Annotated in this window: 9 protein-coding genes and 1 tRNA gene; 7 read left to right on the top strand and 3 right to left on the bottom strand. The window is 62.6% G+C overall.

The window, feature by feature from the left end; translation table 11 throughout:
• Positions 1-129 precede the first annotated feature (129 nt).
• The gene (locus IPM89_02925; GenBank protein ID QQS54813.1) at positions 130-1,077 is read left to right on the top strand and encodes a hypothetical protein; all 948 of its coding nucleotides are present in this window, start codon (positions 130-132) and stop codon (positions 1,075-1,077) included.
• Between the two features lie 38 nt (positions 1,078-1,115).
• Here the strand turns inward: IPM89_02925 and IPM89_02920 are convergent, their stop codons facing one another.
• Both IPM89_02920 and IPM89_02915 read right to left on the bottom strand, forming a co-directional pair.
• Positions 1,116-4,166: an EAL domain-containing protein gene (locus IPM89_02920; GenBank protein ID QQS54812.1), complete on the bottom strand. Its 3,051-nt coding sequence runs from the start codon at positions 4,164-4,166 to the stop codon at positions 1,116-1,118.
• Positions 4,167-4,307: 141 nt separating this feature from the next.
• Positions 4,308-7,625 carry a diguanylate cyclase gene (locus tag IPM89_02915; protein QQS54811.1) on the bottom strand — a complete coding sequence of 1,106 codons (3,318 nt, stop codon included), beginning with the start codon at positions 7,623-7,625 and terminating at the stop codon, positions 4,308-4,310.
• A gap of 215 nt (positions 7,626-7,840) precedes the next feature.
• On the opposite strand from IPM89_02915, the gene IPM89_02910 reads away from it, so the two are divergent.
• Positions 7,841-8,257: an OsmC family protein gene (locus IPM89_02910; GenBank protein QQS54810.1), complete on the top strand. Its 417-nt coding sequence runs from the start codon at positions 7,841-7,843 to the stop codon at positions 8,255-8,257.
• A 112-nt stretch (positions 8,258-8,369) separates the two neighbouring features.
• Positions 8,370-9,194 (top strand): adenosylmethionine decarboxylase, encoded by an 825-nt coding sequence (gene speD, locus IPM89_02905; protein ID QQS54809.1) that lies wholly within the window; start codon positions 8,370-8,372, stop codon positions 9,192-9,194.
• A gap of 35 nt (positions 9,195-9,229) precedes the next feature.
• On the opposite strand, the gene coq7 is transcribed toward speD, so the two are convergent.
• Complete coding sequence (gene coq7 / locus IPM89_02900) at positions 9,230-9,874, bottom strand: 2-polyprenyl-3-methyl-6-methoxy-1,4-benzoquinone monooxygenase (GenBank protein QQS54808.1); 645 nt, start codon at positions 9,872-9,874, stop codon at positions 9,230-9,232.
• On the opposite strand from coq7, the gene IPM89_02895 reads away from it, so the two are divergent.
• From IPM89_02895 to IPM89_02880, 4 genes are all read left to right on the top strand, one after another.
• On the top strand, positions 9,873-10,220 hold the full coding sequence (locus IPM89_02895; protein ID QQS54807.1) for a (2Fe-2S) ferredoxin domain-containing protein: 348 nt from the start codon (positions 9,873-9,875) through the stop codon (positions 10,218-10,220). The two genes, coq7 and IPM89_02895, sit on opposite strands and share 2 nt — an antisense overlap.
• A 116-nt stretch (positions 10,221-10,336) precedes the next feature.
• Positions 10,337-10,771 (top strand): 50S ribosomal protein L13, encoded by a 435-nt coding sequence (gene rplM, locus IPM89_02890; protein QQS54806.1) that lies wholly within the window; start codon positions 10,337-10,339, stop codon positions 10,769-10,771.
• Positions 10,772-10,807: 36 nt separating this feature from the next.
• The gene (gene rpsI / locus IPM89_02885; protein ID QQS54805.1) at positions 10,808-11,200 is read left to right on the top strand and encodes a 30S ribosomal protein S9; all 393 of its coding nucleotides are present in this window, start codon (positions 10,808-10,810) and stop codon (positions 11,198-11,200) included.
• A 9-nt stretch (positions 11,201-11,209) separates the two neighbouring features.
• Positions 11,210-11,283 (top strand) — tRNA-Gln (locus IPM89_02880).
• The last annotated feature ends 92 nt before the right edge of the window (positions 11,284-11,375 follow it).

Below are 11,375 nucleotides of genomic sequence, written 5' to 3'. Positions count from 1 at the left end.
CGCGCTGGCTCGAACCCGATAGCAGCCTGTGTCCGGGGCTCGCTCTTCGCCCAGTCTTTGCCATGCGATCGGACGCGGATCGATCTCGCTTCGGAAAATCAACCAGTCTTTTTCTCGGGGGGACTTCGCATGTTACCGCGCACCGTCGCAACTCAAACTCCGCACGCCATCGGCCACCCCAAACCTCGGGTGCGGTCGAGCAAAATCAGCCCCAGCCAATACGTGCTGAACTACCACAGCCTGCTGATCAACGACCCGCGACAAAAGCTGTTCGCAGCGGTCAACATCACGCGCTACCAGAATGGGACTCGCGCCGAGTGTGAAACCGAGCGAAACAGCCTCGTCTCCGCCGTGACCAAAATCCTCGGGGCCAAGCATTTGCATTCGACCTTCCGTTTTCCCCAAGACGATGTCATCGACTCCACGAAACCCTTTTATAAAGTGGGCATCAACCGTTCCTACCGGGGCAAAGGCTCGCCCAGCGAGATCGCCGATACGATTCGCCTGGCGTGGCGGTGCGGGCGCATCGGCAAGGGCAAGGCTTTTTCGACCATCGACCAGTACGCCAAACAGTTTCTAGGCCTGGATTGCAACGGGCTGGTCGGCAATTACCACGGCGTCTCGCCGGGGATCGGCATCGGGGTGTGGGGCTCGGGCGAACCCGGCAAGCTGATGTCGTGGAGCACGGAGAAACAGCTCGAGACGGGTTGGGGTCAGGCCGAACTGGCGACGGCGCCCTACGTGCCGCTCGAACCCCGGCGCTCCCTCGCCGGGATTTGCGATGGCGACGTGTTGATTACCGTCACTCCCGACAACCCTCACAAACACATCGCCCTGGTGGAAGGGATTACGGTTCTCGGCACGGATCGCGTCACCTGGACCATCGTCGAATGGGGCGAGGGCGGCAACGTCGACAAACACATCAAAGCGCCGACCACGGTCAAGCTGGAACAGGGTAAGAACAAAAAGTTTGGCTTGGGTTTTTCCCACAAAGGCAATTTTCGCTATCTTTTCGCCAACCCGAATACCCCTTGGGAACCGGCGAAGTGGGGCCGCTGCGGCTCCCTGGAGATTTGACGCCTTCGCGCCGGCGCCGAACAAGCACGCCGTTCCAGCTACTTCACCACCGGCGGGGCGGCCAGCAACAGCGCCAGATCCTCCGGCGGGACGGGGCGACTAAACAGATAGCCTTGGCACAGCTTACAACCGTGCTCGCGCAGGAAGGCCAACTGCTCGGTCGTTTCCACCCCTTCCGCCAGCACCTCCAGCCGCAGGGTATGCGCCAAGGCGATGATGGCGGCGGCAATTTCCATGTCGTTGGGATCGTGCGGGATGTCGCGCACGAAGCCCTGGTCGATCTTGAGTTGGTCGATGGGAAAGCGCTTGAGGTAGGCCAGCGAAGAATAGCCGGTGCCGAAGTCGTCGATGGCCAGCCGTACCCCGGTTTCCTTCAAGGCTCGCAAAATGGTCTCGGCCTGCTCGCCCTGCTCCATCAAACCGCTTTCGGTGATCTCCAATTCCAGGTACTCCGCCGGCAGGCCACTATCGGCCAGAGCGGCCCGCACCCGTCCGACCAGGTCCGGCTGCCGGATCTGGCGGGCGGAGAGATTGACCGCCATCAACAAGGACGGCCAACCGGCCAGCCGCCATGCCTGAGCCTGGGCGCAGGCGGTTCGCAATACCCATTCGCCCAAGGGCACGATCAGCCCAGTCTCCTCCGCCAGTGGGATGAAGCGAGCCGGCGACACCAGCGCCTGGCCCGGAGGTTGCCAGCGCACCAGCGCTTCCACTCCGATGATCCGCCCTTCGATCACCGACAGCTGCGGCTGGTAGTGCAGCAGGAACTCGTCCCGCTCCAGCGCCCCTCGCAACCGTCGCTCCAGATCCAGCCGCTCGTGCGCGGCCCGGGTTAGTGCCTCGGTGTAGAAACGATAGGTATTGCGCCCCTGTTCCTTGGCCTGATAAACGGCGGTGTCGGCATACTGGATCAGATCAGCGGCGCTGCTACCGTCGTCCGGGTAGAGACTGATGCCAATGCTGGCGTTGACATACACTTCCGACCCGTCCGGTAGCATAAAGGGTTGCGTCAGCAGATCGAGCAGATTTTGGGCCACCGAGGCGGCTTCTTCCGGACGGGGCAGATGCTCCAACACCACCAGGAATTCGTCGCCGCCCAGCCGGGCCAGGGTATCCTCTTCCCGCAGCCGCTCCCGCAGCCGCAGGGCGATAGCGCACAGCAGTGCGTCGCCGGCCGGATGGCCCAAGCTGTCGTTGACGGTTTTGAAGCGGTCCAGGTCGAGCAGCAGCACACCGACCCGTTGCTCGTGCCGCTGGGCCTGGTCCACGGCGTGCGCCAGCCGCGACTGCGCCAGCAGCCGGTTGGGCAGATCGGTCAGCGGGTCGTAGTGAACCAGATGAACCAGTCGTTCTTCGGCGCGCTTGAGCTGGCTGATATCGGTCAATACACCGACGTAATGCGTCGGCTCGCCGTGTTCGTCGCGCACGGTGCTGATGGTGAGCCATTGCGGGTATAGCTCGCCGTTCTTGCGCCGGTTCCACAGTTCGCCCTGCCAGTAGCCCGTTTGCAGGATGCTGGCCCACATCAGCTGATAAAAGGCCCGATCGTGCCGGCCGGATTGCAGGATGTGGGGATTCTGATCCAGTATTTCGGCTTCGATATAACCGGTAATCTCGGTGAAAGCCCGGTTGACGGCGAGGATGCGCTGGTCGAGATTGACGATCATCACGCCGTCGCGGGTGTTCTCAAACACCATCGCCGCCTGCCGCAACCGCTCCTCGACCTGCTTGCGTTCGGTGATGTCGCGCACGATAGCCGTCACTTCGGCCGGGCCACTGGCGCTCATCCGCGCTTCGTAATCACGCGGGTCGCCACCGCCAACGGGCAGTTGAAACTCAAAGCGCTGCATGCCGCCACCAGCCAGGGCCGCGTCGGTATGGCGCTGCACCAAATCGGCGAATACGGGCGGAGTGATGTCGTGATTGTTCCTGCCGACAAGGGTGTCCAGCGATTGCCCGTGAAGCTCGGATTTTCTGGCTTTGTACTCCAGAAAAACACCGTCACGGTCCAGCCGGAACATCAGATCCGGAATGGCGCTCAACAACGCTTGCGCCCTGCACTCACTCTCGGTTAAAGCCGCCAGCGCCGTATTTTTCGCCTGAATGCCACGGAGCACGGATCGGCTGGCCAGCAACAGGATGCTCAAAGCCACCACCAGCGCCGTGACCGATGCCACCAGCGACCAGCCGTAATGGTGAAACCAGAGTACCCACACATGCGTCGTCGAAAAACCGGCAGCCAGATACATCCGGTCGCGGAGTAGCGGCAGCCAGGCCACATAGCGCGGCACCCGGTCGGTGTAGGTCGGCACGAAGGTGGTCAATCCCGCCTGCCCGCCCGCCGCCCGGATGGCGGCGACCAACGGACCCTTGGCAATGTCGCGCCCCACTTCTTTCGGCAGAAAGGGGCGCCGCAGCCACAATCGCTCGTGGTCCACGACCGCCACGGCCGAATCCTCCGGCAAATCGAGCCGCGACCACCACGCCATGATCGGCGTAACCGGGAAAATGACCACTAGCAGATCGCCGGTATCGGCAGGCGTCCGGATCGGCTGGGTGAGAGCGGCGAACCAGTTGCCGCCCTGCTGGAACGGCGCGCTCAGATAGTTGGCGTCTCCGCTCCTGGCGCGGGCCGTGGCCAAAATCGCCGCCGGCACGGCAATGGCGGGTAGCGGCGCATGACCCAGCAGCGGCGCGGCGGGCGGTGGAAGGACCAGCGCCGCCAGCGCGCCCGAATCGTGACCACCCCGCGATCGTTCGCGGTTGCCGGCGTCATACCAGACTATCTGGAACCCTTCGTCGAGCGCACACGCCAGCAGGTCCAGTCGGTCTTCCAGGTCGGCTGGGGTACGGTCGGCGACCAGCACGGCCGCGCGCGTAGCCGTCACCCGCACTTTTTCAAACAGCGCGTTCAGCGGCAAGGCCACATTTTTAAGACCGGCGCGCAGGGTCGCTTCGACCTCGGATTCAATCTGCTGATAGGCCGCCATGCCCCAACCGGCCAGCAGCAGCGTCATCACCACGCCGATGGCGGCAACCAGTCCGAACAGGCTGTGCCGCGAAACCAGCCACGTTTCTTGTGTACCCATCGCGGTGCCTCCTACAAGGACAGGGTGCTCGACCGAACATCCGAATAATCATTCGGTTTTAAAAGGAGTTAACGGGGTAGCAGTGGGCATGTCGGGATAGTACGTTCCATCCGGGCGCCGCACCATCTTCTCTGGAATCCATCATGGAACCGGTTCCACCTCCACCCGGTTACGGCCCGCTTCCTTGGCCCGGTACAGCGCCCGGTCGGCGCGGGCCAGAATCATGTTGGCCGTCTGATCGGCGGCGGCAAACGATGCCAGACCGATGCTGACCGTGAAGAAAATCTCGCCGGCATCCCCGGTGGCGGGCGAAGTCGCCAGGCATTCCCGCAGTCGCTCGGCCAGCAACAACGCGCCCTCTTCATCCGTGTTTGGCAACAGCGCGGCGAATTCCTCGCCGCCCAACCGGCCGACCAGATCGACCTTTCGCAGCGTCTGTTGGGCGACGGCGGCAAAATGTTGTAGCACCCGATCGCCGGAAGCGTGGCCGTGGCGATCGTTGACCTGTTTGAAATGGTCGAGATCCAGCATCAGCAGCGCCGTCGGCTTGGCGTAGCGTTGAAACCGCTCCAGCTCGTGTTCCACTTGGACAAGAAAATGGCGGCGATTGGCCAACCCGGTCAGCGGGTCGGTGGTCGCCAACCGGCGCAGCTCCTGCTCCCGTGCCTGGCGCTCGGTCTCGTCGCGCACCACGCCCACCGCGTACCACTCACCCCGGATCGATACGGCGGACAGGGAAAGCGCCACCGCGATCTCCGTCCCATCCTTGCGCAGGGCGTGCAAGCCCACGGTCTTGCCCACCGCGTTGCCATGTCCGCTGCGCCGAAACTCCGGAAATGCTTTCAAGTGGGCATCGTGATAGCGTTCCGGCGCCAGCAACGGATGCAGTTCCCGCCCTATCGCCTCGTCCCCGGTGTAGCCGAAAATCTGTTCGGCGGCGGGATTCCAGAAGCTGATCCGCCCCTGCGGGTCCATCATCAGGATGGCGTCGCGGGCCGCATCGGTGATGCTATGCAGGGTCGCTTCCCGCGCGCGCAGCTCGGCCGTGCGCGCTTCCATCTGCCGTTCCAGAAAGACCTGCCGGTTGCGCAAAAAGCCGACGAAGGCGGTGAGCACCACGGTCAGCAACAGCCCCGCGAATGCCGCCCAACCGCTGGCCCGCATCGGATGGGCGGCATAAAACGCCGGGGTGGAGCGGATGACAGCCGCATAGGCGCGGCCGAAGACAAACAGTGGGTAAGCGGTCCGCAACTCGCCCCGGCCGGACGAGATCCAGTCCAAACCCCCCGCATTCTGCGTCGTCGGTGGAGTGGAATAGATCGCCAACAGGCTGGGTCGCAAAGTGGGCGTCAGATCCTTCAGGCTCACCGCGATCTTGTCGATGGAATCGGCATTGCGCAGCAGGGATCGGGCGAGCAGGGATTGCAGACGCACCACGCCCAGCGCCACCCCGCGCAATCGCCCGGCGGGCTCGACGCCAGCGGCGCTCCCGGACCCCGGCGCGGCCGGCGCGAACACCGGCTGGTAAACCAGTAGGCCCTGCCGCAACTCGTCGGCATGGACCAGCAAAACTGGATTGCTCGCCGTTGGCAGCCCCGTCCGGATGGCCCGCTCCAGCGCGGCGCGGCGCAAGGGCTCCGAGCCCTGATCGAAGCCGATGGCGGCTTGGTTGCCGGCCAGCGGTTCCACCGCGACCACCGGATAATAAATCCGCCGACCTGCGGCGGGCACTCGCCGGCCGGCGGTATCGTATTCCCAGATGACAATCTCGTCGCCGATTTCCCGGCTCAGTTCGGCTTCGATACGCTCCCGCTCGGCTTCCGGCGCCGGCCGGACCCAGCCGAGAGCCTGAATGGCCTGGGTTCTGTTCGCCATCGGCGCGGCGAAGGCGTGAAACGTTTCGCGATCCACCCACGGGGTGACGGCGCAAAACTGGGCCAGATCGCTCAGCGCGACTTGAAACTGATTGAGCATATCGCGGATGTTGACCCAGTAGACATCGCTCAGGCGCTCGAAGTCGTTGCGGCGCGTACGGCTTTCCTCCTGCAACACCAGAAACGATACGGCGGCCGTTAACAACAAGGCCAGCACGCCAACCAGCACAGTCTCGAAATGGCGCCAGCGCCGTGGGTACACCGTGGGATGCCGGCGCCACCGCTGGAGGGCACCCGTTCCAACCAGGAAAATCAGCAGCAGGATCAGCGTACCCAGAATCGGCGGCAGACGGCTCGCCGCGATCCGGGCGTTCCACGCATCGGCCGGGACATCCAAGCCGACCACCAGCAGGACCGCGCCGCTATTCAGATCCAGCACAGGCGCAAAGGCCGAGACAAACTCACCGTATTCATCGGCAAACGGCCCCGCCGTTATCGGACGTTTGTCCTGAAAGACGGCAAGCAACCCCGTCGGCGGCCGCTCGTACCGCGTTCCGGGAGGCGAGGCCAGCGGATCGTTCACCTCCAGGTTCTCCGGCCCGAAGGTAATGGCGCCGTCGCGAAGGGCCATGCTGTAGATACTGCGCTGGTTGAGGAAGCGACCGTAGGCGATCATCTGGCGGCGCAACCGCTCGAACGCCGGCGTTCCCCAATCCGCCGCCGTGAAGCTCAGGACCGCCGCCTCGGTGGGGTTGATGGTCTGAGCGATCTTTAGTGCCTGTTGTAGCAGCCGTTCCCGCAGTTCGGCGGCGGCGCTCCGGCCCTGCCAGTCGGTCGCCCACCCGCCCAAGCCCGCCAGCAATACGAACAGCGCCGGGTACAGCCAGTGCGGAATCGGTCCGGAGCGCCGTAACCGCACGCTCGACACCCGCAGTCCGTGCAGCCACACGCCGATCATGATACCCAGCGCGCACAGCATGCGAACAGATTGCACGGGGATTCCGGTCAGCGCCAAAAAACTATCGTGATTGGGCCAGGAAGCGGGGAAAAACGCGGCCTTGGGAACCACCAGGCCAGCGGCCAGACCGTAGGCCAGCATGGAGATGGCAGCCAACCGCAAGCACCACCGATCTTCTCCTGTCGCTCCGCCGGCCCGCCACAACGACGCGGCGGCCAACAAGCCACCGCTCAGGCCGAGCGCATAGCGGCAGCTGGCATTCAAGCCGCTGGTCTCTCCGGACAGCCCACCCAGGGCGGCCAGCCCCAGCAACACCAGCCAAACCCATCCACCGCAGCGCGAGCCGTCGCCCGTCATCCCGCGCCGGCCGAACTCGACCAGCGCCAGAAAGGAAAGCGCCAGCACCGCCAGCCGAATACCCTGGAAAACCGGTGAGTCTCCCAAACCGAACGCCAGCAGATCCAGCCACTCGTTCAAGCCGTGAAGAACACCGAACACGGCCAACCACCGCCACGGTAGCGTTTTTTCCCAACCGCCGAGAGTCGCCGCCACCGTTGCCAGTAGCACGAACGACAGTCCGTAGAGGAAGAAGATGTAATCCAGGTTCTCGGAAAAAAAGGTATTCATTATCGTCCACCAGCGCGCCTGCCCCGGTGCTTGTCATCAAAATTTCGGGTCACCCCGCAAGACCTCGCCAAGCTCCTCACGCCCACCTTGCATGGGCGAGTTCCTTGACGGGATCTCGGGTCCGAAAGGGCTATCGTGCTACCATGCTCGCCGACACTTTAGCAAACCATAAACAGGCAAAGGGAAAACGCTCGCCCTTGGGGAGCACAACCACCATGAAAACCCGCGTTACCTGGCTGGAAGACATGACTTACGTGGCCCAATCGCCCAGCGGCCACGCCGTGGTGCTGGACGGCCCGCCCGAACTGGGTGGCCACAACCTCGGACCGCGCCCAATGGAAATGCTGCTGATGGGCATGGGCGGTTGCACCGCGATCGACGCGGTCAACATCCTGCGCAAGGCCCGACAGGATCTGCGCGGCTGCGAGGTGCAGATCGAAGCCGAACGGGCCACCGAAGACCCCAAGGTCTTCACCCAGATCCGCGTTCACTTCATCCTCACCGGCGTGAATCTGAGCACCAAAGCGATTGAACGCGCCATTCACCTGTCGGCGGAGAAATACTGCTCAGCCTCGATCATGCTGGGCAAAACCGCTGAGATGACCCATACCTTTGAAATCCGCGAAGCCTGAGCGCACGTTCGCCCAAACCCCTAATCCCCCCGCCATCGAAGCCTGAGCATGTGAACCGGCGGCTTTGGTTTTTTCGTCTTTGGGGAGGGGAATGGCGATGACTCCGAAGCCAATGCCCAGACTACAATTGCAGGGGTTCAATAACCTCACCAAGACGCTCAGCTTCAATATATACGATGTCTGCCACACCTCGACGCCGGAGCAGCAGGAACGCTACATCGCCTATATCGACGAAGCCTACAACGCCGAGCGCCTGACCCGAATTCTAAGCGCTGTATCCAGGATCATCGGCGCCAACATCTTGAACATCGCCCGGCAGGATTACGCCCCGAAGGGCGCCAGCGTGACCATGTTGGTTTCCGAGGAGCCGATCGAATCCGACCAGCTCTCCAACACCGAATCGCCCGGCCCACTGCCGGAAGCGGTGGTCTGCCATCTGGATAAGAGCCACATCACGGTCCACACCTATCCGGACAGTCACCCCGATAACGGCATCAACACTTTCCGGGCCGATATCGACGTATCGACCTGTGGCCGCATCTCTCCGCTCAAGGCCCTGAACTATCTGATCCACAGTTTCGAGTCCGACATCGTCACCATCGACTATCGGGTACGAGGCTTTACCCGCGACGTGGCCGGCAAGAAACATTTCATCGACCACCCGATCAACTCGATTCAGAACTACCTTTCCAAGGACACCCTGGAGAGGTATCAGATGATCGACGTGAACGTCGATCAGGAACATATCTTCCACACCAAGATGATCCTGAAAGACTTCGAGTTGAATAATTACCTGTTCAGCGTGGACAAACAGGACATGCCCCCGCGCGAGCAGGCGGAAATTGAGCGGCGCCTGCGGCGGGAAATGGCGGAAATCTTCTACGGCGAAAACCTGCACAAGTACGGCGAAAACCTGCACAAGGGCTTGCGGATTTAGTGCAACCTCCTCGCGGTACGCCCCGCGCCCCGCGCCTAGACCCAGTAGGTGGTCCGGGTCATGACCTTGGACGCACCTTGCATCAACGCGCGCACGGGCAGTGGCAAGCGGGCGCCGCCAGCGGCCAGGGCGTCGGCGGCGTGGCGGGCCTCGTCTTCCCGCATCTGCTCCAGAATAGCCTGGCTGGGCCGATCCTCGACCGGCAGGCGCTCCAGATGCGCATTCAAATGTTGGACCACCTGCTGCTCGGTCTCGGCGACGAACCCCAGACTCCAGCGATCTCCGGCCTTGCCGGCCAACGCCCCGATGGTAAAGGCACCGGCGTAAAATAAGGGGTTGAGCACGCTGGGATGGCTGCCCAGTTCCTTCAGCCGCGCCTCGCACCAGGCCAGATGGTCGTTTTCCTCGCCGGAGGCCTGCTCCATGCGATCACGCACCGTGTCCAACCGCGCGGTCAGCGCCTGGCCCTGATAGAGTGCCTGAGCACAAACCTCGCCGGTATGATTGACCCGCATCAGCCGTGCGGCCCGCTGGCGCGCCTCGGATGGCAGCTCGGTGGGCGGCACGGCGCCGGCCGGGTTGGCGCGGCCGGTGGTTGCCGGTTTGCCGAACACGGTACGCAGCGCCTGATCCAAAGTGATGAGCAGGGCGTCAACGGAGGTATAGTAACGAGTCGTCATGGGTTTAAGCTCAGGTTCGGATCGAAGAGGAGTTGAAGTGTCGTATTATCGCTACCATGTCTTTTTTTGCACCAACCTGCGGCCGGATGGATCGCAGTGCTGCCAGCAATGCGGTGCCCAGGAAGCCCGCGACTACGTCAAACAGCGCGTCAAGCAACTCGGCCCGGCCATCCCCGACAAAGTCCGCATCAACACCGCCGGCTGCCTGGACCGCTGCGCCGAAGGGCCGGTCATGGTCGTTTACCCGGAGGCAACCTGGTACAGCTATATAGATCGCACCGATCTCGATGAGATCATCGAGCAGCATCTGATCAACGGTCGAGTGGTGGAACGGTTGCGCATCTAGCGATTACTGGGCATTTTTTGTGGTCCCCACATGGCGGCGGGGGTTGTAGGACGAATAGCGCTTGCATACAATGTGCGACTTTCCAAGCGAACACGGATTTTTCGGAGCACGTCACAATGAAAACTTTCAGCGCCAAACCGGCCGAGGTCAAGCGCGACTGGTACGTGATCGACGCCACGGACAAGGTTCTGGGCCGGTTGTCGACCGAAATCGCCCGCCGCTTGCGAGGCAAGCATAAGCCCGAGTTTACCCCCCACGTCGATACCGGCGACTACATCATCGTGGTCAACGCCGAAAAAGTGCGGACGACCGGCCGGAAGCGGACCGACAAGATCTATTACCGGACCACCGGTTACGTTGGCAACCTCAAGTCCATCTCCATGGACAAGCTGTTGCAAAAAGCCCCAGAGCGCGTCATCGAAATCGCCGTCAAGGGGATGTTGCCCAAAAACCCGCTGGGGCGGGCGATGTTCCGCAAGTTGAAGGTTTACGCGGGCGCCGAACACCAGCACACCGCCCAGCAGCCCCAACCCCTGGAACTGGTTGGGTAGTCTTCGGCTGGCGCATTCACTAATGGAAAGGCAAGAATGAGCGAAAATCAGCACTACGGCACCGGCCGGCGCAAGACCGCCACGGCGCGGGTTTTCCTGCGGCCCGGCAGCGGCAACATCATGGTCAACCAGCTCCCCCTGAATCAGTATTTCGGGCGCGAGACGTCCTGCATGGTGGCGTATCAGGCGCTGGAAGTCGCCGATCTGAAGGACAAGTTCGATGTCTACGTGACCGTCAAGGGCGGCGGCATCACCGGGCAGGCCGGCGCGATCCGTCACGGTATCACCCGAGCCTTGATCGAATACGACGAGAGCCTGCGTCCCTCGCTGCGCAAAGCCGGCTTCGTCACCCGCGATGCCCGCGAGGTGGAGCGCAAGAAGGTCGGTCTGCACAAGGCTCGCCGCGCCCCCCAATATTCCAAGCGCTAAGCATTTTCTTGGGGGATCGTCTAGCGGCAGGACTACGGACTCTGACTCCGTCAACCTAGGTTCGAATCCTAGTCCCCCAGCCATCATCCACCCACCCGAGCATCTCGGGTGGGTTTTTTATCGCCCGAACAAAAAACAACAATTTGTTGCTAAAATAAAACAAAAACTAAATTTT

This window comes from Candidatus Competibacteraceae bacterium (genome assembly GCA_016699715.1).
Classification (GTDB): Bacteria; Pseudomonadota; Gammaproteobacteria; order Competibacterales; family Competibacteraceae; genus Competibacter.
This window is presented reverse-complemented; position numbering and strand designations above follow the sequence as displayed.